Source organism: Streptomyces sp. NPDC046821 (assembly GCF_040645335.1).
Classification (GTDB): Bacteria; Actinomycetota; Actinomycetes; order Streptomycetales; family Streptomycetaceae; genus Streptomyces.
This window is the reverse complement of record NZ_JBEYYB010000007.1, coordinates 324,864-348,575: the sequence shown is the minus strand read 5'-3', so window position 1 is coordinate 348,575 and position 23,712 is coordinate 324,864. Positions and strand designations below refer to the sequence as shown.

Below are 23,712 nucleotides of genomic sequence, written 5' to 3'. Positions count from 1 at the left end.
CCTCCCCCTCCCCCGCCCCTACCTCTGTGGGCAGCTGGTCCGCCAGGGGCGGAACGGGTGGGCACAGCCCATGCGCCGAGCGCCAACACAGAGGCGCCCACCACAAAAAACGGGGTGCACCCGGCATCCCGGGTGCACCCCATCCCACCTAGCTCAACCCAGCGTCACGCCCCGGGCTCCTCATCGAGCCGCTCCTGCGCATCCCGCGCAGACCGCTCCCGCCCCTGCGAGGCCCGCTCCCGCGAAGCGCCCCCCGCCTCGTCCTTCCCCTGCCCCATCTTCTCCTTGGCCTGCGCAGCCATCCGCTCCGCCTTGTCCTGGAACTGGTCCTTCATACCCATGCGATTTCACTCCCATATCGGGTGAGGGGGGTTCGGGCCTCGACCAGCCTGACACGCCAGGACATACGCCGCATTTCGATCAGTAACGCACCGTACCCACCCCAGCCCCACCCCGGAAAACCGCCCTCAGCCACCCCGCACAGACTCGTCGGCAGCCCCACCCGCACCCACAAGCCCGGTCGACACACTCCCAAGACGCGGCTCGAACCGCCGCATCTCCCGCTGCCCGACCGACCCGATGACGGAGGGCAGATACCCGCGAATGCCCTGCATCCCCCGCAGCCACCACTGCGCGTACACATGCGACGACCGCCGCTCGATCCCCGCCACGATCCGGTCCACGGCAGGCCCCAGCGGATACGTCTTGTTGGACGGCCACGGCAGCCGCTGCCGCAACTCCCGCATCACGTCGTCCTGATCGGCCCCGCGCACCATGTCGGTGTCGGTCCACGACAGGTAACCGACGCCGACCCGCACACCCTTGTAGCCGACCTCGGCCCGCAGGCTGTGCGCGTACGCCTCCACGCCCGACTTCGACGCGCAGTACGCGGTCATCATGGGCGCCGGCGTGATCGCGGCGAGGGACGCGATCTGGAGCAGATACCCGCGGCTCTCCATCAGCACCGGCAGGAACGCCCGCGCCGTGACCGCCGACCCGATGAGGTTGACCTCGATGACCCGCCGCCAGGCGACCGGGTCGGACTCGAGGAACGGCCCGCCGTTGGCGACACCCGCGTTCGCCACGACGATGTCGACCTTGCCGAAGCGCTGCTTGACCTCCTCGGCGACCTGCGCCATCGCCACATGGTCGGTGACGTCGGCGTGCCAGAAGTCGCTGTCCGTGGAAAGACGCTCCGAGACCGCCTTCAGCTCGTCCGGCTCCAGGCCGACCAGCGCGATCTTCGCGCCGCGCGCCGCCAGCTTGCGCGCGAGAAGCTCCCCCACACCGCGCGCGGCGCCGGTGACGACCGCGACCTGCCCTTCGAGGCTGACCCTGCTCATGCGGATGCCGCTCCCTTCATCTCCACGTAGCTCGCGGACAGTTCACGTATGCGTTCGGTGACGAGCTCCGGCGCCTCGACGGGCGTCATGTGCCCGATGCCGGTGAGTTCGGTGAGCCCCACACACTGAGGCAGCGTCGCAGCCAGGCGCCGAGCGTGCACGACGGGCGTGAGCCGGTCGGCCGTACCGGCGACGACCGCCGTGGGAACCCGCAACTCGGTGACGCCCTCGTCGAGTTCGAGCCCGGCGAGGACCTGTGACCAGTGATAACGCGGCTTGACCGGGCAGGCGTGCACGATCCGCGCACACGCCTCGACCTTGTCCGGCGACGAACCAGGGCCCATGGTGGCGTACCGCAGGACCTTCTTGCCGACCGGCGTGACGGGCCCGAGCGGCGCCTTCGCACCGAGCACGGACGTGGTCATCCGGGTCCGCAGAGGCCCCGCCTTCATCGGCAGCACCGTCGACTCGGCGACCAGCCGCGAACTGCCCGTACTGCACAGCAGCACCGCCGCCGCGTGCTCCCGGAACTTCGGCCTCCGCGAGGCGGCCATCATCGTCATGCCACCCATGGAGTGCCCGGCCAGCACAGCCTTCTCCCCCGCCCCGAGCGTCGCCCCGAGCACGGCCTCCAGGTCGTCCGCCAGCATCTCGGTCGCATACGGAGCCTGCGCCGCCGGGCTGCGCCCATGCCCCCGCTGGTCGTACGCGACGACCCGGTGACCGGAGGCGAGCGCCCGTATCTGTGCCGCCCAGAAAGCGGTCGAGCAGGTCCACCCGTGCGCGAGCACCACGGTCGGCGCGCCCTCGGGACCATGCACCTCGACATGCAGCCGGGCACCGTCGGCGGACACGGCCGTCAGCTCACGGGCGGCCACCGGCGGCGCGTAAGGGCCGCTCGTCACATGCATCAACCGGCTCACGCGGCCGCCTCCACCTTGTCGCCCCGGCCCTTCTTCGTACGCGCGGCCGGCTTCGCCTTCGCCGCCCGCACCACCTCGTACTCACCGAGGTCGACCCGGCGCGTGGCGGACCGGAACTCGCTCGTCGTGCCCGGCCACAGCGTGGTGTTCACGCCGTTGTCGTCGAGGTACCAGCTGTTGCAGCCGCCCGAGCTCCACACCGTGCGCTCCATCCGGTCCTGGACGCGCCGGACCCAGCCGCCCACGGCGGACGGGCGCGCGTCGAGGGCGACACGGCCACCGAGCACGTCCAACTGGCGCATGTAGTCGGCCAGATAGTTCAGCTGCGCCTCGATCATCAGGATCATCGAGGAGTTGCCGAGACCGGTGTTGGGGCCGATCACCGTCATGAAGTTCGGGAACCCGGCCGCCGTCGCGCCGCGCAGCGACTTCATGCCGTCCTTCCAGGACTCCATGAGCGTCACGCCCTCGGCGCCGACGACGCGGTTCGCGATCGGCATGTCCGTGACGTGGAAGCCGGTGCTGAAGACGATCGCGTCGACCTCGACCTCGCTCCCGTCCGACCCGACGAGCGTGTTCCCGCGGATCTCGCTCAGACCGGAGGCGACGACGTCGACATTCGGCTGGGCGAGCGCCGGGTAGTACGTGTTGGACAGCAGGATGCGCTTGCAGCCGATGCGGTAGTCCGGGGTGAGCTTGGCGCGCAGGGCCGGGTCCTTGACGGACCGGTGCATGTTCCGCTTGGCGAGCTGCTCTACGAGCCCCAGCTCGTTCGGCCGCTTCGTGAACGCCTGAACCTGCAGCTCACGGATGCCCCACAGGATGCCGCGGCGGGCCTGCGTCGTGAACGGCAGCTGACGGTGAAGCCAGCGCTCGGCGCCCGAGATGGCGCGGTCGGCGCGCGGCATGACCCACGGCGGCGTCCGCTGGAACAGCGTCAGCTTGGCCACGTCGCGCTGGATGGCCGGCACGATCTGGATGGCGGAGGCGCCGGTGCCGATCACGGCGACGCGCTTGCCGCGCAGGTCGTAGTCGTGGTCCCAGCGCGCCGAGTGGAACACCTTGCCGGGAAAGGAGTCGAGGCCCTTGATGTCCGGCGTCTTCGGGTCGGACAGCGGCCCGGTCGCCGAGATGACGACGTCGGCTGTGAGCGTCCCCTGCGAGGTCTCGACCTCCCACCACAGCTTCTCGGTGTCCCAGCGCGCCTCCATCACCTCGTGGTCGAAGCGGATGTGCGGGCGCAGCCGGAAGGTGTCGGCGACGCCCTCCAGGTACTCGCGGATGCGCTCCTGGCCGGAGAAGGTGCGGGGCCAGTCGGGGTTGGGCGCGAAGGAGAAGGAGTAGAGGTGGGAGGGCACGTCGCACGCGCATCCCGGGTAGCTGTTGTCGCGCCACGTGCCGCCCACGGAGTCCGCGCGTTCCAGGACCACGAAGTCGGTGATGCCCTCGCGCCGCAGCCGGACCGCGGCCCCGAGGCCGCCGAACCCGGACCCGATCACCGCCACCCGTACGTGCTCATGCTCGTGCTCAGTCATCCCGGCGCCTCCCTGGTCGCACGACCTTGCCAGTGAACACTGGCACAATGGGGAGAGTAGAGCAGCTACGTACTCATGGGTAGGGGTCGGACCCACGAATGTGACATCAGCGGCTCCGCCGCGGGTACTGGCGGTACAACATAGGGTTCCCCTGTGGCGAAGGCAGGGACGAGGACAGCGGCGGAAGCACCGATGAAAGACGCGTCGAAAGACCCGGGCACCCGCGAGTTCCGCATGGAGGAACTGGCGCGGGAGGCCGGCATCACCGTGCGCACCCTGCGCTTCTACCGCGAGCGCAAGCTGATCCCGCCCCCGCGCCGCGAGGGCCGCATCGCCTGGTACGACGAGAGCCACCTGGCCCGCCTGCGCACCATCGCCGCCCTCCTGGAGCGCGGCCACACCCTTAACGGCATCGCGGAACTCTCCGAGGCCTTCGACCGGGGCCGCGACGTCCGCGAACTCCTCGGCCTCGGCGAACCCTCGGAGGAAACCCCGGTCCGCCTCACCCCCGAGGAACTCGCGGACTACTTCGCCGGCCAGGTGACCCCCGAAAACCTCGAAGCCGCGATGGACCTCGGCTACGTAGGAATCGACGGCGAAGAAATAGTCCACGTCAGCCGCCGCCTGCTGGACGTCTCGGCGGCCCTGGTCCGCGAGGGCGTCCCGCTGGCCGACGTCCTGGCCGCGGCCGCCACCGTCCGCGAACACGCGAACGCCCTGGCCACTCTCTTCTCCGACCTCGTCCTCGCCCACGGCACAGAGAAGGACGTCGAACGCCTCCGCCCCTTGGCCAAGTCGGTCGTCGAGGCCGAACTCTCACTGGCGCTGGACCGCAAGATCGCGGACCGGACGACTTAATCGAGGCAGTCACCTTTTCGGGGGAATGCCGCCCCGAACAAACCCGGATCACCGTTCGGAACCCGAGAGTTAGGCCGAAAGAGAAGACCCCGGCGGCTGTCCTACCAGCCCCGGGGCGTGGCCGACCCTTCGAAGGAGTGTCGACGTGTCCGAGCATAACGCTGCCCATTTCCCCCTGAGTTCGCTGCCCGACAGGGCAAAGCGAGCCCTCGGTGCCGTACGCCTCAGCGTCCACACCGAGGTGACCACCTCGCCCGGCCGACAGAGCGCCACCATCCAACTGGCCGCACAGCAGCTGGGCTTGATCCTTATCGCTGAAGCGACCGATCTCGGCGTCTCCGCGCGCCAAGCCTCCCCATTCGACAGGCCGGCCCTGTCTCACTGGCTGAATCGTCCCGGCGAGTACGGGCACATCCTCTGGTCGCACGTCGACCGCGCCGTACGCTCCGTCGCTCACATGTCCCGGTTGATCGACTGGGGCGAGGCGCACGAAACCACCCTCGTCTTCGTCATGCCCGAGGACCCGGGCCCCGTCGTCGTCCCCCCCGCGCGCGGCCGGCTCAGTGATCCGCCAATGCATGACCCTTGCGTACGCCGCCGAACGAGAGACCCATGCCCAGTCCGCCAGGCTCACCGGCGCGCACGAGGCACTGCGCGCGGCGGGGCGCTACGGCGGCGGTCTTGTGCCGTTCGGCTACCGTAAAGCTCCACACCCCTCCGGAACAGGCTGGTGTCTCGCGCCTGACCCCGAGACTGCCGACATTGTTCGGGCGGTGGTCGCCGACGTGCACGCAGGGCTGTCCCTGGTGGCCGTCGCCCTCAAGCTGGAAACAGCGGGTGTATTGGTACCGCGTGACCGCCACGCCCAGCTTCAGGGGCGGCCGACAGGCGGGCGACGCCACGGACGGGACTTCGAACGGTTTCGCTGGACTGCGGGCAGCCTCAGCAAGATCCTCCGCACACCGGCACTGATGGGGCACCGCGTGCACGGCGGGAGGACCGTACGCCGCGAGGACGGTTCACCTGTGCTGATCGGCCCGCCCCTGCTCACCGAGCAGGAGTTCCTGGCACTTCAGGAGCTGCTCGACGCCCGCTCGAACGGCCAGCACCCGAAGAGCAGGGAGACCTCACTGCTGATCGGTGTCGCCCACTGCGCCGGGTGCCAGGGCCGCATGTACTTTGCCGCCCGCAAGGCGTACTCGTACGGCGACTACGTCTGCCGCGCCGCCGCTCGGGGCACGACATGCCCGACCCCGGCGGGGATGCGCGCGAGCTGGCTGGACGAATACACGATCCGCCGGTACCGCGAAGTACGCCCCTCAGAATCCGCGATCACACGGGAACAGCTCCTCGAAGACGGAGTTCGCGTGACAGTCGCCAAGGGTTCCAGCGGTGGAGGGCCTGATCGACTGGCGGGACCGGATACATCCCGCCTGACCTTCACCATCAGGGGCTCCGAGGCCCGGTAACCACCCTGCCGAGTCGACGGGGCGCGCGGTCCGGCCGCGCGCCCCGCGTACGACCACTCAGAGCTCGTACACCGTCGTCACCGGGGCATGGTCCGACCAGCGCTCGGTGTAGCTGGCCGCCTTCTCCACGTACCCCTTGACCGCCCGCCGGGCGAGCCCCGGAGTAGCCACAGCAAGATCGATCCTCCAACCTGAATCGTTCTCGAAAGCCCGCCCCCGGTAAGACCACCACGAGTACGGCCCCTCTTCCTCCGGATGCAGGGCGCGCACGACGTCGACGTAGCCGCCGTCCGTGGCGTCGAGGACCTGGTCCAGCCACGCCCGCTCCTCCGGGAGGAAGCCGGAGTTCTTCTTGTTGGACTTCCAGTTCTTGAGGTCGGCCTCGCGGTGGGCGATGTTCCAGTCGCCGCACACGAGCACCTCGCGGCCCTCGGCGGCGGCGCGCTCGCGCAGGCCCTTCAGGTAGGCGAGGAACTCGCCCATGAAGCGGATCTTCTCGTCCTGCCGGTCGGTGCCGACCTCGCCGGAGGGCAGGTAGAGGCTGGCGACGGTGACGCCCGGGAGGTCCACTTCGACGTACCGGCCCGTTCCGTCGAACTCTTCCGACCCGAAGCCGATCTGTGTCCGCTCGGGGGCGCGGCGCGTGTAGAGGGAGACGCCGGCCCGGCCCTTCGCGGCGGCCGGGGCGTGGACGACGTGCCAGCCCTCGGGGTCACGCAGTTCCTCGGGGATCTGCTGCGGTTCGGCCCGCACCTCCTGGAGGCACAGGACATCCGCGGAGGTCCCGGCCAGCCACTCCACGAAGCCCTTCTTCGCGGCGGCCCGCACCCCGTTCACGTTCACAGTCGTCACAGTCAGCATCCGGGCACGATACCGGCACACTGAAACGAGCCACCTCACTCGCACTAGGCATAGAGATACGATACTTCGCATGACTATCCAGCCCCAGCCCATGGCGCCCGCGCTGCGCCGCGTCTCCTTCGGCCACCCCGACGCGGTCAAGCTCAACGACCGCGTCCAGCTCGAATACGCCGAGCGCTACGGCGACGAGGGCGACGTCACCCCGCTCGACCCGACGATGTTCGACGCCCCGCGCGGCCTCTACCTGATCGCGTACGACGACGCGGGCACCCCGCTCGCCACCGGCGGCTGGCGCGCCCAGGAGCGGAACGCGGACAACTACGCGGACGGCGACGCCGAGCTGAAGAGGATGTACGTCACTCCGGAGGCCCGCGGGCTGGGTCTCGCCCGCCGCATCCTCGGGGCCCTGGAGGACGACGCCCGCGCGACCGGCCGCACGCGCATGGTCCTGGAGACGGGCCTGAAGCAGCCGGAGGCCATCGCGCTCTACATATCGAGCGGCTACGAGCCCTGCGAGAAGTTCGGCCACTACCGCTTCTCCGACCTGAGCCGGTGCTTCGCCAAGACCCTGTGACGAGCGCCACATTAAGAAAGCCGGGCGCCGGATTCAGAAAACGACCGACAAGAAGGGCCCGCTCGCGACAAGGCACCGGGCAAAGCAAGAGCCCCACCGGACGAATCCGGTGGGGCTCTTAATTGCGGTGGACCTGTGGGGATTTGAACCCCAGACCCCCTCGATGCGAACGAGGTGCGCTACCAGACTGCGCCACAGGCCCTTGCAACGAGTGAAACTCTAGCATCACTTCCGGGGTGCTCGGAAATCCGGTCCTGGCTGGTCAGCCAGGGTGGCCCCGAACGGGGTCTCACTCGTTGGCAGCGCGGGGCCGGCCGTCGTCGTCGTACTGGTCGAAGAGCGGGGTGCGGCCGCGCTCGCGGGACCGGCGGGCGGACGCGGCCCGGCGGGCGTCACAGCGCTCGTCCCCGGCCTCGCCCTGCTCCCCGGTCACCGCGTCGTCGCTGTTGCCCTCGTGCACGTCCGGCTCGGCGGCGGTGCCGGTCTCGGCGACCGTGCCGGAGCGGGCCGAGCTCCACGCGTCCGGGGCGCCCAGGTCGACATTGCCCGTGGCGCGCGGGGCGACCGGCGCGGTGACGTAGGTGGGCAGGGGGACGGGGACCGGGTCCCAGCTGTCGCCGTGGCCGGGGCCGCGCTGCCGCTCGCGCTGCTGGTCCACCCACTCGGCGTGGTCCGTCTGCTCGACGAGCGCGCGCCGGTCGGCGGCGAGCGCCTCAAGACCGGGGTCGGTGTCCACGACTGGCGCGGGGCCTTCTTCCGCTTCGTCGACCACGACCCGGCTCCCGGCAGGCTGCCGCCTGCGCGGCTGGCGCTCACGCAGCCGCTGCGCCGCGACCTCGGCCTGCCGCCGGTCCATCGTGTACGCGAAGCGCCGCCGCTCCTGCGTCCGCAGATAGAAGATGTACGAGCTGAGCAGTACGGCGGGTACGGCGGGCGCCCACAGGAACGCGAGGCCGCCGACGGCGGCGACGACGGCGCCGGCCGTGAAGGCGAGGAAGAGCATGACGGTCGTCCGGCGCCGGCGGGCGAGCACCTTGGAGCGGCGGGCGCGGGCGGCGGCGTCCGCCGGGGCGGTCTGCCGCTCGGACGCGGAACGCTCGGCCGGGTGCGGGTGCCGCTCGGACCCGGAACCGGAGCGCTCGGCGTGCCGTTCGGTCGTCTGCCACTCGTGCTGCTGACGGTCGCTCACGGGGTGGCCGGTCGCCGACCGCCCGTTCGTGTGCGGGCCGCCCGGCGCGCCCGTGGTGCGGACGGTGACCTGGTGATCGGGGTGCTGCCGGGCGGGCGAGGTCCTGGGCCGGGGCTCCTGGCGCTGCTCGGATCCGGGGCGCCGCTCATGGCGGGCGTCCCGGTTCTCGCTCCGGCGCTCGCCGCGCGGGGGCGCGGCGAAGGCCCGGACGTCCACCGAGTCGGTGATCTCGTCCGGGTCGCTGCGCTCCTCCCCTTCGGGCGAGCGCGCCTGCAGGTCCTTGGCGTATCGGCGCTCCATGCCCGCCCGTCCGGACAGCAGCCGGATGGCGGTGCTGAAGCGTTCCGTCGGACGGGCTTCGTTCAGCTCGTCCTGCCTACGGAGCCACATCGGCACCAAGTAGGCGGCCCAGGCCCCGACGATGACTGCGTAGATGAGGCCGCTGCTGCTCACGCCTCACACCGTAGAGGGGTTTGCGGGGGGCCATCCGCCAATTGAGCCGGTGTGTCGCACGATCTGGCTGATATTTCGAGCTTTTTTTACGACTGAGGGGGCAACACGCCCTCGATCGAGCGAAATTAATGCCCCGGATGGACGATGTCCGACCGATCCCCGATCAATTTCGAACACTTATTTCATTTGGGCGGAGACCCTGGCTGTTCCGCGGTGTTCGAGCCGCCCGGACCAGCGCTGTTGCCGTCACGCTTACGCCGCCAGCGCGCCAGCAGGCCTTCCGGAACCTCTTCCGCGGTGAGCGCGAAGACGAGATGGTCGCGCCAGCCGCCATCGATGTGAAGATAACGTGGACGCAGGCCTTCCTCACGGAATCCGAGCTTTTCGACGACCCGTCGGCTCGGCCCGTTCTCCGGGCGAATGCAGACCTCGATGCGGTGCAGCCCGACGGTGCGGAAGCAGTGGTCGACCGCGAGCGCCACCGCCGTCGGCATCACCCCGCGCCCGGCCACCGACTGGTCGACCCAGTAGCCGACATGCCCCGAGCACATGGACCCCCAGGTGATCCCGGCGACCGTCAACTGCCCCACCAGGCGGCCCTGGTACTCGATGACGAACGGCAGCATCCGCCCCGCGCTCGCCTCGGCCCGCAGATGGCGCACCATCTGACGGTACGTCGGACGGTGCGCGATGGGACCGCTGGGCGTCGGGGGCGGAATGGTCGCTTCCCAGGGGCGCAGCCAGTCTCGGTTACGGCGGTTGACCTCCCGCCAGGCGCGCTGGTCGCGCAGCTTTATGGGGCGCAGAAGGACGTCACCGTCCGTCAGTTCCACGGGCCAGGACGGGCTGTTCAGCTCGCACCCCCGTCAGATCTGGGATGGTCGCCGCCGCGCAGCTGGTCGACGGCGTGGGTCAGCAGGGTGCCGAGGACGGCGAGACCGTCCTTGACGCCGCCGGACGACCCCGGCAGGTTCACGATGAGGGTGCGCCCGGCGACGCCGGCGAGCCCCCGGGAGAGCGCGGCCGTGGGCACCTTCTCGCGTCCGTAGGCCCGGATCGCCTCGGGGATGCCCGGCACTTCGTGGTCGAGGACGCTGCGGGTGGCCTCGGGGGTGCGGTCGGTGGGCGAGATGCCGGTGCCGCCGGTGGTGACGATGACGTCGTATCCGGCGTCGACCCCGGTCCGCAGTGCCTCGGCGACCGGGTCGCCGTCGGGGACGACGCGCGGCCCGTCGACCTGGAAGCCGAGCTCTTCGAGGCCCTGCGCGATCAGGGGGCCGCCCTTGTCGGCGTAGACGCCGGCGGCGGCGCGGTTGGAGGCGGTGACGACGAGGGCGCGGTAGCCGCTCATGCCCCGGCCTCCGGGCGGGTCCAGGTGCCGGACTTGCCGCCGGTCTTCTCCTCGACGCGTACGTCCGTGATGACGGCGCCCTTGTCGACGGCCTTCACCATGTCGACGACGGTCAGCGCGGCCACCGAGACGGCCGTCAGGGCCTCCATCTCGACGCCCGTGCGGTCCGTGGTCTTGACCGTCGCGAGGATCTCCACCGCGTCGTCGGCGACCTTCAGGTCGAGCTTCACCCCGGACACCGCCAGCGGGTGGCAGAGCGGGATGAGGTCGGGGGTCCGCTTGGCCCCCATGATCCCGGCGATGCGCGCGGTGGCGAGGGCGTCGCCCTTGGGCACTCCCTCGCCCCGCAGCAGCTCCACCACGCGGGGCGATACGAGGACGCGGCCGCTGGCACGGGCGGTGCGCGCGGTCACGTCCTTCGCGGACACGTCGACCATGCGGGCGGCGCCCGCCTCGTCGATGTGCGTCAGTCGGTCCTGCGAACTGCTCATGGTGCTGTGGCGCTCCCGGTCCGAGTGCCGCGGCGGTGCGGCGCGCGGCCTTGTGTGCGCGACACGGTATCGCGCGGACCGGGATCCAGGGTCTTCCGTGTGGATCAGGTCCCGCGAGCCCCGGCCCGATCCGGACGAAAGGCCCTAGCCGAGGAGGACCACGTCGACGTCCGTGCCCGGTTCGACCGACGTCGTCTTCTCGGGTACGACGATCAGCGCGTCCGCCTGTGCGAGCGCGGCGACGAGGTGTGATCCGGCGCCGCCCACCGGGGTGACCGTGCCGGACTCGGCGTCGTACGTGCCGCGCAGGAACTGGCGGCGGCCGGCCGGCGAGCTCAGCGCCTTCCCGGTGTTCAGCGCCGCCCGGACCGACGGCCGGTGGATCTCCTCCGCGGGCAGGCCCATCAGGGTGCGCACGGCGGGGCGTACGAAGAGCTCGAAGGAGACGTACGAGGAGACGGGGTTGCCCGGGAGGGCGAGGAGCGGGGTGTGGTCGGGGCCGATGGTGCCGAAGCCCTGGGGCTTGCCCGGCTGCATGGCGAGCTTGCGGAACTCGACGCCGCTGCCCGCCCCGATGCCGTTCTCGTCCTCGGAGTCGGCGACGGACGTCAGCGCTTCCTTCACGACGTCGTAGGCGCCGACGCTGACGCCGCCCGTGGTGACGATGAGGTCGGCGCGGATCAGCTGGTCCTCGATGGTGGAGCGCAGGGTGTCCGCGTCGTCGGCGACCGCGCCGACGCGGTAGGCGATCGCTCCGGCGTCGCGGGCGGCGGCGGTGAGGGCGAAGCTGTTGGAGTCGTAGATCTCGCCCTCGGCCAACTGCTCGCCCGGCTGGACGAGTTCGCTGCCGGTGGACATGACGACCACGCGCGGGCGCGGGCGCACGCGTACGGTGGCGCGGCCGATCGCGGCGAGCAGGGCGATCTGCGGCGGGCCGAGGACCGTGCCGGCGTCCAGGGCGCGGTCGCCGGCCTTCACGTCGCTGCCCTTCGCGCGTACGTGCGCGCGTGCCTCGGCGGGGCGGTGCACGCGGACCTCGCCGCTCGCGCCCTCGGGGGCCGCGCTGTGGGCGCGCATCCCGGAGACGGCACCCTCGCCCAGGCCGCCGTCGGTCCACTCCACGGGGACGACGGCCTCGGCGCCGGACGGCAGCGGGGCGCCCGTCATGATGCGGGCGGCCTGGCCGGGCCCGACGTGGAGCAGTCCGGCGCGGCCCGCCGCCACGTCTCCCACGACCGTGAGCACCGCGGGGAACTCCTCGCTCGCGCCCGCCACGTCGGCGGCCCTGACCGCGTACCCGTCCATCGAGCTGTTGTCGAAGGGGGGCAGCGAGAGGGGGACCGTGACGTCCTCGACGAGGACGCACCCCTGCGCGTCGAGGAGGTGGAGCTCGATGGGCTCCAGCGGGCGGACCGTGTCGAGGATGTCCTCCAGGTGCTCCGCCACCGACCAGACGTGCTGCTGACCGGTGGCGTGGGTGGTCGTGCTGCTCAAGGTGCTACATCTCCTCGGTGACGTAACGGCGAAGCCAGGTCCGGAACTCGGGGCCCAGGTCCTCACGTTCGCACGCGAGTCTGACAATGGCACGCAGATAGTCGCCGCGGTCGCCGGTGTCATAGCGGCGGCCCTTGAAGACGACTCCGTGGACGGGCCCGCCGATCTTCTCGTCGTCGGCGAGCTGCTGGAGGGCGTCGGTGAGCTGGATCTCGCCGCCGCGGCCCGGCTCGGTCTTGCGCAGGATGCCGAAGATCGCCGGGTCGAGCACGTAGCGGCCGATGACCGCGTAGTTCGACGGGGCGTCCGCCGGGTCGGGCTTCTCGACGAGGCCGGTGACCCGGACGACGTCGCCGTCCATCGTCGGCTCGACGGCGGCGCAGCCGTAGAGGTGGATCTGCTCGGGCTCGACCTCCATGAGGGCGACGACGCTGCCGCCGCGCTCCTCCTGGACGTCGACCATGCGGGCGAGCAGGGGGTCGCGCGGGTCGATCAGGTCGTCGCCGAGGAGGACCGCGAAGGGCTCCCGGCCGACGTGGGGGGCCGCGCACAGGACGGCGTGGCCGAGGCCCCTGGGGTCGCCCTGGCGGACGTAGTGGATGGTCGCGAGGTCGCTGGACTCCTGGACCTTGGCGAGGCGGGAGGCGTCACCCTTCTTCTGGAGGGCCGACTCGAGCTCGTGGTTACGGTCGAAGTGGTCCTCCAGAGGCCGCTTGTTGCGGCCCGTGATCATCAGTACGTCGTCGAGGCCCGCGGAGGCGGCCTCCTCGACCACGTACTGGATCGCCGGCTTGTCGACGACCGGCAGCATCTCCTTCGGCGTCGCCTTCGTGGCCGGCAGGAACCGGGTGCCGAGGCCCGCGGCGGGGATGACAGCCTTGCTGATCCTGGGGTGCGAGTCAGTCATGCGGTGAACCATATCCGTAGCGTCTGGGCGGAAGATTTACTTCCCATTGAGTTGGTACCTATATGAGGAGTTTGTGAACGGGCTATGTCATTGCCAAAGGCTGACAAGATCGCGTTGCGGAAAGAACTCCTGCAGGTGAGATCGGGGTTGCCCGCCGATGACGTCGAGAAGGCGGCCGGGCTGCTGGCCCGCCGGGCGCTGGACCTCCCTGAGCTGGCCGGAGCCCGCACCGTCGCCGCGTACGTCTCCGTCGGCCGGGAGCCCGGCACGCGCGCGCTGCTCGACGCCCTGCACGCGCGCGGGGTGCGCGTGCTGCTTCCCGTGCTCCTCGGCGACAACGATCTGGACTGGGGCGCGTACGACGGACCGGGGTCTCTCGCACGTGTGCAACACGCCGGAAAGATGGCCCTGTTGGAGCCTTCCGGTGAGCCACTCGGGGCGGAGGCGGTCGTGGCGGCGGACGCCGTCCTGCTGCCCGGCCTCGCGGTCGACGGGCGCGGGATGCGGCTCGGCCGCGGCGGCGGCTCCTACGACCGCGTCCTCGCCCGCCTGGAGCGCGCGGAGGCCGATCCCGCACTGGTGGTGCTCCTGTACGACGGCGAGATCGTCGCGCACGTCCCCGAGGAGGCGCACGACCGGCCGGTGCACGCCGTCGTGACACCGTCGGGGACGCGCCGGTTCCGGTGAGTGGCGCTCATGTGAAAAGGGCCCTCCACGCGTGCGCGTGGAGGGCCCTTTTCACATCACCTGCGGGTCAGGGGCGCAGCACCAGGCTGTCCTTCGTCGCCGCGTCGACCGCGCGCTCCGAGGACGGCCAGGAAAGCAGCTCGCCCTTGGACCACTTGTCGGTCTGGTCGGTGTAGTGCGCGCTGAACGCGTGCCCGGAGGCGCCCGTCAGGTTGATCCACTTGGACTTGTCGAGGTCCGCGAGGTTGACCACCATGCGCATCGACGGGACCCAGATCACGCCGTAGCCGCCGGCCGCGTCCCAGCCGGTCGCGTCCACGGCCGCCTCGCCGCCGCCGAGCTTCCAGGGGCCGCGGTTGAGCGTGTACTGGAGCCAGCCCGGTCCCTCGGTGCCGAGGGTCTGGTTCTTCAGGCTGAGCTGGTGCAGGCGGCCCCAGCTCCAGGTGTCGACGTCCTTGCCGAGCTTGGCGGTGACGTCCCAGCGGGCGTCGCGCATGGCCCGCGCGAACAGCTCGTCGCGGTTCTTGGCCTCGGGGTCGGTGCGGGTCGCCGGGGCCTTCCACCAGTCATTGTTCTCGTCGTTGATGATCTTGCGGACGACCTCGAACCAGCGGTCGCCGCCGTCCGGCTGCGCCGAGTCCGCGTCGCGCTCGCCGCACTCGCGCACCCGCTGCCCCGCGTCGACGGGACCGGTGTCACCGGCCGGCTCGACGCTCAGGCACTGGCCCTTGACCCGCAGCTCCTTGGGGAGCTTGTTGCCGAAGGACAGCTTGAGGATGTTGCGCCAGACCGAGTTGAAGTACGCGGCCGCCGCCGAGTCCGGGTTCTGGGTGTAGTCCCAGTTCTCGAGCAGCTTCTGCGCCTCACGGACGTACTTGTCCGAGACGTCGATCTTGAGCAGCTTGGGCACGAGCAGCTTGGCGATCTCGCTGCTGTTGTCCATCTGCATGGTGCGCATGTCGTCGGTGGAGATCTTGCCGCCGCCGGCGATCTTCGACTCGATGAGGTCGGTGATGCGCTGGCTGCGCGTGCCGTAACCCCAGTCGGACGTGAGGTGGTACGGGTACTTGTCCTTGTCGATGACGGCCTGGTTGGCGGTCACGATGTAGCCGCGCTTGGGGTTGTACTCGTAGGGCAGCGCGGCCTGCGGGATGTAGCTCTTCCAGCGGTACGCGGGGTCCCAGCCGGGCGCGGGCAGCGAACCGTCGCCCTTGCCGCGGACCGGGATCTTGCCGGGTGCCTGGTAGCCGATGTTGCCCTTGGTGTCGGCGTAGATCAGGTTCTGCGAGGGCACCTCGAAGTTCGCGGCGGCCTTGCGGAAGCCGGCGAAGTCCGTCGCCTTGTTCAGCTCGAAGACGGCGTCCATGGACTTGCCGGGCGTCAGCGCCGTCCAGCGCAGCGCGACTCCGTAGCCGTCACCGCGGTCGGGGGCGGCCGCGTCGACCTTCGCCTTCTTGCCGACATTGACAAGTTCACTGTCACGGTCGGAGATCAGCGGGCCGTTGTTGGTCGAGCGGACGGTGATGGTCTTCGAGTCACCGCCGGCGACCTTGATGGTCTCCTGGCGGGTCTTGAAGGGGACCGTCGTGCCGTTGTACTGGTAGCCGCCGCTGGTGACCTTCTCGAGGTACAGGTCGGTGACGTCGGCGCCGAGGTTGGTCATGCCCCAGGAGATGTCCTGGTTGTGGCCGATGATCACGCCCGGCATCCCGGAGAACGTGTAGCCCGTGACGTCGTACTGGCACGTGGGCGAAACGCTCCGGCAGTGCAGGCCCATCTGGTACCAGACCGACGGGAGCTGCGGTGACAGGTGCGGGTCGTTGGCGAGCAGGGGCTTGCCGGTGATCGTGTGCTCTCCGGAGACGACCCACGAGTTGGAGCCGATGCCGTTGCCGTTCGGGCCGACGGCGTCGGGGACCTGGTCGAGGGTGTCGGAGAGCCTGGTGAGCTGGCTCTGGAGGTCGGCCGGGGCCTTGGTGTCGCCGGCGAGACCGGTGCCGGCGGCCGTGGCGGTGCTGGTTCCGGTGCCGGTGCCCGTTCCCGTTCCCGTTCCGGTGCCCGTTCCGGTGGCCGTGGAGGTCGCCGTTCCCGTTCCGGTCTGGGTTCCGGACCCGCCGGTGCCCGCTCCGTAGGCGCCGGTCGCGGCGTTGTAGGAGCCGGACTGGACGATCGCCTTGTGCCGGTCGTACGGGTAGTCCGGGTACAGGTCGGCGATCTGCTTCGCGCTGAGACGGCTCGTCATCAGGGAGCGGTCGATCTCTTCCTGCATGTTGCCGCGCAGGTCCCAGGCCATCGCCTTGAGCCAGGCCACCGAGTCGGCCGGCGTCCACTTCTGCGGCTTGTAGTCGTTGGTGAAGCCCAGCGCCGCGTACTCGACGGAGATGTCCCCGCCGTTCTTGCCGGCGAGGTAGGCGTTGACTCCCTTGGCGTACGCCTGGAGGTACTTCTTCGTCTCCGGCGAGAGCTTGGAGTCGTACTCCTCCTGCGCCACCCGGTGCCAGCCGAGCGTCCGCAGGAACTCATCGGTCTTGACCGAGCCCTTGCCGAACATCTCGGAGAGCCGGCCGGAGGTCATATGGCGGCGTACGTCCATCTCCCAGAAGCGGTCCTGCGCCTGGACATAGCCCTGGGCCATGAACAGGTCCTCGTCGGACGAGGCGTAGACCTGCGGGATCCCGTAGGAGTCGCGTTTGACGTCGACGGGACCGGAGAGCCCGTCGAGTTTGATCGACCCCTTCGTCTGCGGGAAGGAGGCGCGCACGGTGTCGACGCTCCAGTAGGTGCCGTACCCGAAGCCCGCGACAATGGCCAGGACCAGCACGATCAAAATCAGTCGGGCTCTGCGCCCCTTCTTCTTGCCGGACTTCTGGCCGGAAGAGGCGTTGGTGTTCGAGGGCATCGCTGTCCTTGCTGTCCTTCGCGAGCGGCAGAGCGGGGCTGCGGGCGGGCTGTGGGGTCTCGGTCTCGGAGCGCTGGAGCAACCATAGGCGCAGGGCACGGCGGCTCCGGACGCGGTGTCAAGAACCCGGGCCCCGGGGCCACCCGAGATCATCCCCCTGCGCGTAAAGGAAGCGTTAACGATTAGGTAAGGTAACGAAGTAGTTGGCGTAGTAAGAAGTAGAAGCACGAAGTAGTCGGAGGAAGGAACAGCCCCTGACCGTCCACCACCTCAACCAGCTCCTGCTCGTCTCTTCACTGGTCCTGCTGATCGCCGTGGCAGCCGTGCGCATCTCGTCGCGCAGTGGCCTGCCGAGCCTGTTGCTCTACCTCGGGATCGGGGTGGCGATGGGCCAGGACGGCATCGGGAACGTGTCGTTCAGCAACGCGGAGCTGACACAGGTCATCGGCTACGCGGCCCTCGTCGTGATCCTGGCGGAGGGTGGCCTCGGCACGAAGTGGAAAGAGATCAAGCCGGCGCTGCCGGCCGCCGTCGTGCTGTCGCTGGTCGGCGTCGCCGTCAGCGTGGGCGTCACGGCCGCCGGGGCCCACTACCTCGTGGGCCTGGAGTGGCGGCAGGCGCTCATCATCGGCGCGGTCGTGTCCTCGACGGACGCCGCGGCGGTCTTCTCCGTGCTGCGCAAGGTGCCGCTGCCGTCCCGTGTGACGGGCATCCTGGAGGCCGAGTCCGGCTTCAACGACGCCCCTGTGGTGATCCTGGTGGTGGCCTTCTCCACGGCCGGACCGGTCGAGCACTGGTACCACCTCGTCGGCGAGATCGCCCTCGAACTGACGATCGGCGCCGCGCTCGGGCTCGCGGTGGGCTGGCTCGGCGCCTTCGGCCTGCGGCGCGTCGCGCTGCCCGCCTCCGGCCTCTACCCGATCGCCGTCATGGCCATCGCCGTCGTCGCGTACGCCGCCGGGGCCCTGGCCCACGGCAGCGGGTTCCTCTCCGTGTACCTCGCCTCGATGGTCCTCGGCAACGCGAAACTGCCGCACTGGCCCGCCACGCGCGGCTTCGCCGAAGGGCTCGGCTGGATCGCGCAGATCGGCATGTTCGTCCTGCTCGGCCTGCTCGTCACCCCGCACGACCTCGCGGCCGACTTCTGGCCCGCGATCGTCATCGGCCTCGTCCTGACGATGGTGGCGCGCCCCCTGGAGGTCGTCATCAGCCTCCTGCCGTTCCGGATGCCCTGGCAGGAGAAGGCCCTGCTGTCTTGGGCCGGGCTGCGCGGCGCGGTGCCCATCATCCTGGCGACCATCCCGATGGTGAACGGCATCGCGGACAACCGCCGCATCTTCAACATCGTCTTCGTGCTCGTCGTCGTCTACACCCTCGTCCAGGGGCCCACGCTCCCCTGGCTCGCCAGGAAACTGCGCCTCGGCGAGGACTCCGCCTCCGCGTCCGACCTCGGCATCGAGTCGGCGCCCCTGGAGCGGCTGCGCGGGCATCTGCTGTCGGTGTCGATCCCCGAGAAGTCCCGGATGCACGGCGTCGAGGTCAGCGAGCTGCGGCTGCCCGTGGGCGCGGCCGTCACGCTCGTCGTGCGCGACGAGAAGTCCTTCGTACCGCTGCCGAGCACGGTCCTGCGGCACGGCGACGAGCTGCTGGTCGTGGCGACGGACCCGGTCCGCGACGCTGCCGAGGCACGACTGCGCGCCGTGACCGAGGGCGGCAAGCTGGCGGGCTGGCTGAGCGGGAACGGGGGGCCTGGGCGGGGGCGGCGGCCTTCGCGGTGACGGAGCCGCTGGCTTTGCGTGACGGGGCGGCGGCCTTCGCGGTGACGTCGGGTGGCGGGCTTTGCGGTGACGGGGCGGCGGCCTTCGCGGTGACGTCAGGTGGCGGGCTTGCCCATGGGTGGGCCGGGGTTTCGCGGTGACGCGGAGTCCCTTGCCCGGGCGTTTAACATGGTGAGTACACATTTAATGCTCACCGACTCTGCCTGAAGTAGAGCCGGCGCGACCGCAAAGCGGCCGCGGTTCCCTTGCAGCACCCTGCATGGCCCAGGGCCTCCTGGCGCGGACCTCGGTATCACTCGGTTCCCGGCGCAAGAGGACGGCTCTCGGCGCACCCCACCGGGTCAGCGCTACCAGGCGGCAGAAAGGCAAGGACCGTGCCAGAGAAGCACCCGGCCACGGTCACCGACAAGCGCCCCGGATACGGACAGTTGCTGCGCACCCGCGGCGCGTGGACGTTCCTGCTCCCCGGCTTCGCCGCCCGGCAGCCGTTCGCGATGCTCACCATCTCGACGGTGCTGCTCCTTCAGCACACCACCGGCTCGTACGGGACCGCCGGTGCCGTCTCCGCCACCACGGGCGTCTCCATGGCGCTGTGCGCGCCCCTCACCGGCAAGCTCGCCGACCGTTTCGGGCAGCGCGCGGTCCTCGTGCCCGGCGTCCTCCTGCACGCGGCGTCCGTACTGGCGCTGACGCTGCTGGCGCTCGCCGGCGCACCCTTGTGGACCCTCTTCGTGGCGGCCGTCCCGACCGGCGCCTCCACCCCGCAGATCGGCCCCATGGTGCGGGCCCGCTGGGGCGTCAAGCTCCACGGCTCGCCCCTGATGACCACGGCCGCCGCCTTCGAGTCCGTCACGGACGAGTTCACGTTCGTCCTCGGCCCGCTCTTCGCGACCGCCCTGTGCACCGGCGTCCACCCGGCCGCCGGTCTGATCACGGAGGCATCGCTGACCCTGATCGGCGGCCTCCTGTTCGCCGCCCAGCGCGGCACGCAGCCGCAGCCCTCGCGGTCGGCGGGCGCGGGGCACGCGCGCGTGGAGCACGATGACGCTCACGCGCGCGTGGAGCACGTTTCCGCGCTGCGGGTACCCGGCGTGCGCGTCCTGATCGCGGCGTTCCTCGGCATCGGCGCGGTCTTCGGCGGGATGCAGGTCTCCATGGCCGCGTTCACCCAGTCGATCGGCGAGCCCGGCCTGAACGGTGTCCTCTACGGGACGTTCGCCGCGGGCAACATGCTCTCCGGCGTCGCCGTCGGGGCCGTCGCCTGGAAGATCACGCCGCAGCGGCGCCTCCTGTTCGCGTACACCGCACTGGCGCTGACCGCCTCGTGCCTGTGGGCCGCCCCGTCCGCGCCCGTCCTGGGCGCGACCGGCCTGCTCGTGGGCACGTGCATAGCGCCGACCCTGATCACCGGCTTCACGCTCGTCGAGGGACTGGTCCCGGCGACCTCCCGCACGGAGGCGTTCACCTGGCTGACCGGCTCCATCGCGCTGGGTCAGGCGACCGCCATCCTGGTGGCCGGCCAGCTCCAGGACCGCCTCTGGGACGGCGCCGGATTCCTCGTCCCGATGGGCGGCACGGTGCTCGCCCTGCTGGTCGTCGCGGCCCTGCGTTCCCGCCTCGTACCGCCGCCCGTGGGACGCACCGTCGCGCGTGGCCTCAATCACCGTGTGACGTTGACGGTGGACTGAACCCCGGGAATACGTCACTATGGACCGTCGTTAGCACTCATCGAGTGAGAGTGCCAGGAGGAAGCAAGTGCCGACGTACCAGTACCAGTGCACCGAATGCGGCGAGGGCCTCGAGGCGGTGCAGAAGTTCACCGATGACGCCCTGACCGTGTGCCCGAGCTGCGACGGACGCCTCAAGAAGGTGTTCTCGGCCGTCGGCATCGTCTTCAAGGGCTCCGGCTTCTACCGCAACGACAGCCGCGGCTCCTCGTCGAGCAGCTCGCCGGCGTCGTCGACGAAGTCGTCCGCCTCCTCCGACGCGAAGTCGTCGTCCTCGGACTCGTCGTCCGGTTCGTCGTCCACTTCGACGTCGTCGACTTCCACGGCGTCCGCCTCGTCGGGGTCGTCCACCAGCTCTTCCGCCGCGTAGGGCCTGGCCGGCCGGGTCTCCGGCCGGTTCGTCGGTCAGCGCTTCGGCCGGTTTCTCGGTCAGCGCTTCGGCCGGTTTCTCGGTCAGCGCTTCGGCCGGCTCTCAGGCCGATTCTGCGGCCGCTTCTTCGGCCAGTTCTTACGGAACCCTGTCGTCCGCCGACGGCAGGGTATTCGGCGTTCCCGGCCCCGCTACTGTGCGCCGCATGGCTACTGTGCCGGGCATGGCGAACAGTGTGAGCACCGTGAGCAGTGGGGACCGCGCGAGCACGGAGGTGACGGCCGAGATCGGCGTCATCGGCGGGTCCGGCTTCTACTCGTTCCTGGACGACGTGACCGAGATCCGGGTCGACACCCCGTACGGGTCGCCCAGCGACTCGCTCTTCCTCGGCGAGATCGCCGGCCGGAAGGTCGCCTTCCTCCCCCGCCACGGCCGCGGCCACCATCTGCCGCCGCACCGCATCAACTACCGCGCCAACCTCTGGGCCCTGCGTGCCGTGGGCGTCCGGCAGGTCCTCGGCCCGTGCGCCGTGGGCGGCCTGCGGCCGGAGTACGGGCCGGGGACGCTCCTCGTGCCCGACCAGTTCGTGGACCGCACGAAGTCCCGCGCGCAGACGTACTTCGACGGGTTGCCGCTGCCGGACGGGACCGTTCCGAACGTGGTACACGTGTCGCCCGCCGACCCGTACTGCCCGCACGGGCGGCGGGCCGCGGTGAAGGCGGCGCGGGGGCGCGGCTGGGAGCCGGTGGACGGCGGGACGCTCGTGGTCGTCGAGGGGCCGCGGTTCTCGACCCGGGCGGAGTCGCGCTGGCACGCGGCCCAGGGGTGGTCGGTGGTCGGGATGACCGGACATCCCGAGGCGATGCTCGCCCGTGAACTGGAGCTCTGCTACACGTCGTTGACCCTGGTCACCGATCTCGACGCGGGCGCCGAGTCGGGCGAGGGCGTCTCGCACGACGACGTGCTCAAGGTCTTCGCCGCGAATGTGGACCGGCTGCGGACGGTGCTTTTCGACGCGGTGGCGGGGTTGCCGGGGGCCGGGGAGCGCGACTGTTTGTGTACGCGGGCGCTCGGGGGGATGGATCCGGGGTTCGCGTTGCCGTAGGGGCGCCGGGGCGCGGCTGGGCCTCTGGCGGCCGGGGTTTTGTGGGTGAACTTCCCGTTCCGGTGAGGGAGTTGTCCACAACCGGTCGGTAGTCCACGGGGCTCAGCGGGGATCGGCAGGAGCGTGGATCGTGGAGCGCGAGACGGGCTCTCCAGCTCGTCCGCCGAACTCCGCACTCCGTTCCGATCCTGGTGGTGGTCCCGCATGTATCAGCCCGGCACTTCCTCACTCAGCACTCCCCCGACCTGCGAGGTCCCCCGGTTCGCGCCGCTGCGGGTGCGGGGCGGGCGGTGGCGGGCCCGGTCCGGGGTGCGGCACCGGCGGCGGGCCGTCGCGGTGGGGCTGGCGCTGACAGCGGCGGCACTGGTGGCCGCCGGGCCGTCCGGCGCCGGGCCGGGTCGGGAGCGCGTAGCGCCCGCACATGAGGGGGAGGCGCGGGAGTCGTCGCGCCGGCCCGTCGTGACGGTGTCCGCGCCGGTACGGATCGCGGACGCGGCGGCCGTGCGCCTGCTGCGGCCGGGCGACCGGGTCGACGTGGTCGCGGCTGGAGCCTCCCCCGGAGAAGGCGGCGGTCAGGGCGCCCGGATCGTGGCGGCGGGGGCGCGCGTCAGGTCCGTGCCGGAGTCGGCGGACGTGGCCGCGGAGGGCGGTGCGCTGGTCGTCCTGTCCGTTCCACGGGCGACGGCGGCGCGGCTCGCGGGGGCCGGTACGACCTCACGGCTGGCGGTGACGCTGTGGTGATCCTCGCCGACCCCACCAGCACATCTTCGGGGTCAAGTCCCTCGATCGAGTTACCGAATTGGACAGGTCTGCACCATGTTGTCGTAAGTTGCGGTGCTGTTTGCTCCACAACCTGTACATGTGAAGAAAGGCCTCCGGGTGAGCGAGAAGAAGAAGCCCAGTGTGTGGGAGGGCTTCAAGGCCTTCCTGATGCGTGGCAACGTGATCGACCTGGCCGTCGCGGTCGTCATCGGTGCCGCCTTCACGAACATCGTGAACGCGATCGTGAAGGGCGTCATCAACCCGCTGGTGGGCGCCTTCGGCACGAAGGACCTGGAGGGCTACAAGTCCTGCATCAAGGGCACGTGCCCGGGCCCGGACAGCATCGAGATCCTGTGGGGCTCGGTGCTCAGCGCGGCCCTCAGCTTCCTGATCACGGCGGCGGTCGTGTACTTCCTGATGGTGCTGCCGATGGCCAAGTACCTGGCCAAGAAGGCGGACCGGGACGCCGCGAAGGCGGGCGTGCACGAGACGCTGGAGGTCTCCGAGCTGGAGGTCCTGAAGGAGATCCGCGACCTGATGGTGGCGCAGCGAGGCTCCGGGCAGGCCTAGCGCCGGCTGCGGCTCAGATGTGGTGGGGCGGCTTCTCGTCGAGGAAGCGAGCCAGGTCGGCGGCGCTGTCGCCGCCGGTGGGCCGCTCGCCCCACCCACGGTCCGTGTCGTCCGAGGACTGTGCGTTCAGCGGGTCGTCGAAGACCAGCGCGCTCTTCGGATCGCGCGGTTCGGGGGCGGGAGCGGTACTCATGCCTCCAGCGTACGTCGCCCGGCGCGCGGGGGGCCGGGGTGCGGGAGACCGGGGTGCGGGTCCACTGGCGCTCTCAGCGACCCGCCCGGCGCGCACGGTGGACCGTCCGGCGCGTGCCAGGGGCCGCCCGGCGCGCACCGCTCGACGCGAGCCACCATCTCCGGCCGGGCGCC

The 23,712-nt window shown here is 70.6% G+C and carries 23 protein-coding genes, 1 tRNA gene and 1 pseudogene; 11 read left to right on the top strand and 14 right to left on the bottom strand.

Translation table 11 applies throughout. The features are described 5' to 3' along the window. Positions 1-164: 164 nt before the first annotated feature. The 4 genes from ABZ893_RS16670 to ABZ893_RS16655 all read right to left on the bottom strand — a co-directional run bounded on the left by ABZ893_RS16670 (position 165) and on the right by ABZ893_RS16655 (position 3,801). Positions 165-341 (bottom strand): hypothetical protein, encoded by a 177-nt coding sequence (locus tag ABZ893_RS16670; protein ID WP_361403320.1) that lies wholly within the window; start codon positions 339-341, stop codon positions 165-167. Positions 342-467: 126 nt separating this feature from the next. Next, positions 468-1,343 carry an SDR family oxidoreductase gene (locus tag ABZ893_RS16665; RefSeq protein WP_361403318.1) on the bottom strand — a complete coding sequence of 292 codons (876 nt, stop codon included), beginning with the start codon at positions 1,341-1,343 and terminating at the stop codon, positions 468-470. Beyond that, positions 1,340-2,266 (bottom strand): alpha/beta hydrolase, encoded by a 927-nt coding sequence (locus tag ABZ893_RS16660; protein WP_361403315.1) that lies wholly within the window; start codon positions 2,264-2,266, stop codon positions 1,340-1,342. Before ABZ893_RS16660 ends, ABZ893_RS16665 begins: the two co-directional genes overlap by 4 nt. Next, the gene (locus ABZ893_RS16655; RefSeq protein ID WP_361403312.1) at positions 2,263-3,801 is read right to left on the bottom strand and encodes an NAD(P)/FAD-dependent oxidoreductase; all 1,539 of its coding nucleotides are present in this window, start codon (positions 3,799-3,801) and stop codon (positions 2,263-2,265) included. Before ABZ893_RS16655 ends, ABZ893_RS16660 begins: the two co-directional genes overlap by 4 nt. 192 nt (positions 3,802-3,993) lie before the next feature. Between ABZ893_RS16655 and ABZ893_RS16650 the strand changes: the two genes are divergently transcribed. The 3 genes and pseudogenes from ABZ893_RS16650 (at position 3,994) to ABZ893_RS16640 (ending at position 6,128) form a co-directional block, all read left to right on the top strand. Beyond that, positions 3,994-4,659 carry a MerR family transcriptional regulator gene (locus tag ABZ893_RS16650; protein ID WP_361403309.1) on the top strand — a complete coding sequence of 222 codons (666 nt, stop codon included), beginning with the start codon at positions 3,994-3,996 and terminating at the stop codon, positions 4,657-4,659. Between the two features lie 145 nt (positions 4,660-4,804). Next, a pseudogene (locus ABZ893_RS16645) lies at positions 4,805-5,113 on the top strand (recombinase family protein); the annotation flags it as partial. Positions 5,114-5,237: 124 nt separating this feature from the next. Further along, positions 5,238-6,128: a recombinase family protein gene (locus tag ABZ893_RS16640; protein ID WP_361403307.1), complete on the top strand. Its 891-nt coding sequence runs from the start codon at positions 5,238-5,240 to the stop codon at positions 6,126-6,128. A gap of 57 nt (positions 6,129-6,185) precedes the next feature. On the opposite strand, the gene xth is transcribed toward ABZ893_RS16640, so the two are convergent. After that, on the bottom strand, positions 6,186-6,989 hold the full coding sequence (gene xth / locus ABZ893_RS16635; RefSeq protein WP_361403304.1) for an exodeoxyribonuclease III: 804 nt from the start codon (positions 6,987-6,989) through the stop codon (positions 6,186-6,188). Positions 6,990-7,059: 70 nt separating this feature from the next. Here xth and ABZ893_RS16630 point away from each other — a divergent pair, with 70 nt between their 5' ends. Then, on the top strand, positions 7,060-7,563 hold the full coding sequence (locus tag ABZ893_RS16630) for a GNAT family N-acetyltransferase (RefSeq protein ID WP_361403301.1): 504 nt from the start codon (positions 7,060-7,062) through the stop codon (positions 7,561-7,563). A gap of 128 nt (positions 7,564-7,691) precedes the next feature. On the opposite strand, the gene ABZ893_RS16625 is transcribed toward ABZ893_RS16630, so the two are convergent. The 7 genes from ABZ893_RS16625 to galU all read right to left on the bottom strand — a co-directional run bounded on the left by ABZ893_RS16625 (position 7,692) and on the right by galU (position 13,448). After that, positions 7,692-7,765: transfer RNA gene (locus tag ABZ893_RS16625), tRNA-Ala, on the bottom strand. Between the two features lie 87 nt (positions 7,766-7,852). Next, on the bottom strand, positions 7,853-9,205 hold the full coding sequence (glpR, locus tag ABZ893_RS16620; RefSeq protein ID WP_361403298.1) for a gephyrin-like molybdotransferase receptor GlpR: 1,353 nt from the start codon (positions 9,203-9,205) through the stop codon (positions 7,853-7,855). A gap of 182 nt (positions 9,206-9,387) precedes the next feature. Further along, positions 9,388-10,038: a GNAT family protein gene (locus ABZ893_RS16615; RefSeq protein WP_361403295.1), complete on the bottom strand. Its 651-nt coding sequence runs from the start codon at positions 10,036-10,038 to the stop codon at positions 9,388-9,390. 17 nt (positions 10,039-10,055) lie between these two features. Continuing rightward, positions 10,056-10,556, bottom strand: a complete 501-nt coding sequence (locus tag ABZ893_RS16610; protein ID WP_361403292.1) for a MogA/MoaB family molybdenum cofactor biosynthesis protein — start codon at positions 10,554-10,556, stop codon at positions 10,056-10,058. Beyond that, complete coding sequence (gene moaC / locus ABZ893_RS16605) at positions 10,553-11,047, bottom strand: cyclic pyranopterin monophosphate synthase MoaC (protein WP_361403289.1); 495 nt, start codon at positions 11,045-11,047, stop codon at positions 10,553-10,555. The genes ABZ893_RS16610 and moaC overlap by 4 nt, the downstream gene beginning before the upstream one ends. 144 nt (positions 11,048-11,191) lie before the next feature. After that, positions 11,192-12,541 (bottom strand): gephyrin-like molybdotransferase Glp, encoded by a 1,350-nt coding sequence (gene glp, locus ABZ893_RS16600; RefSeq protein WP_361403286.1) that lies wholly within the window; start codon positions 12,539-12,541, stop codon positions 11,192-11,194. Between the two features lie 4 nt (positions 12,542-12,545). Then, complete coding sequence (galU, locus tag ABZ893_RS16595) at positions 12,546-13,448, bottom strand: UTP--glucose-1-phosphate uridylyltransferase GalU (RefSeq protein ID WP_361403283.1); 903 nt, start codon at positions 13,446-13,448, stop codon at positions 12,546-12,548. An 84-nt stretch (positions 13,449-13,532) separates the two neighbouring features. Between galU and ABZ893_RS16590 the strand changes: the two genes are divergently transcribed. Further along, positions 13,533-14,135, top strand: coding sequence for a 5-formyltetrahydrofolate cyclo-ligase (locus ABZ893_RS16590; RefSeq protein WP_361403280.1), 603 nt, complete (start codon positions 13,533-13,535; stop codon positions 14,133-14,135). A gap of 67 nt (positions 14,136-14,202) precedes the next feature. Here ABZ893_RS16590 and ABZ893_RS16585 read toward each other — a convergent pair whose 3' ends face one another. Further along, positions 14,203-17,034 carry a penicillin acylase family protein gene (locus ABZ893_RS16585; protein ID WP_361403277.1) on the bottom strand — a complete coding sequence of 944 codons (2,832 nt, stop codon included), beginning with the start codon at positions 17,032-17,034 and terminating at the stop codon, positions 14,203-14,205. Between the two features lie 254 nt (positions 17,035-17,288). Between ABZ893_RS16585 and ABZ893_RS16580 the strand changes: the two genes are divergently transcribed. From ABZ893_RS16580 to mscL, 6 genes are all read left to right on the top strand, one after another. Beyond that, complete coding sequence (locus ABZ893_RS16580; protein WP_361403588.1) at positions 17,289-18,812, top strand: potassium/proton antiporter; 1,524 nt, start codon at positions 17,289-17,291, stop codon at positions 18,810-18,812. Positions 18,813-19,186: 374 nt separating this feature from the next. Continuing rightward, the gene (locus ABZ893_RS16575; RefSeq protein ID WP_361403274.1) at positions 19,187-20,500 is read left to right on the top strand and encodes an MFS transporter; all 1,314 of its coding nucleotides are present in this window, start codon (positions 19,187-19,189) and stop codon (positions 20,498-20,500) included. 67 nt (positions 20,501-20,567) lie between these two features. Further along, entirely contained in the window at positions 20,568-20,909 is a 342-nt protein-coding gene (locus ABZ893_RS16570) for an FmdB family zinc ribbon protein (RefSeq protein WP_361403271.1), read from the top strand. Between the two features lie 223 nt (positions 20,910-21,132). After that, complete coding sequence (locus ABZ893_RS16565; RefSeq protein WP_361403585.1) at positions 21,133-22,014, top strand: S-methyl-5'-thioadenosine phosphorylase; 882 nt, start codon at positions 21,133-21,135, stop codon at positions 22,012-22,014. 204 nt (positions 22,015-22,218) lie between these two features. Then, positions 22,219-22,755, top strand: a complete 537-nt coding sequence (locus ABZ893_RS16560; RefSeq protein WP_361403268.1) for a hypothetical protein — start codon at positions 22,219-22,221, stop codon at positions 22,753-22,755. Between the two features lie 138 nt (positions 22,756-22,893). Further along, positions 22,894-23,346, top strand: a complete 453-nt coding sequence (gene mscL, locus ABZ893_RS16555) for a large conductance mechanosensitive channel protein MscL (protein ID WP_361403265.1) — start codon at positions 22,894-22,896, stop codon at positions 23,344-23,346. Between the two features lie 13 nt (positions 23,347-23,359). Here mscL and ABZ893_RS16550 read toward each other — a convergent pair whose 3' ends face one another. After that, on the bottom strand, positions 23,360-23,539 hold the full coding sequence (locus ABZ893_RS16550; protein ID WP_361403262.1) for a hypothetical protein: 180 nt from the start codon (positions 23,537-23,539) through the stop codon (positions 23,360-23,362). Between the last annotated feature and the right edge of the window lie 173 nt (positions 23,540-23,712).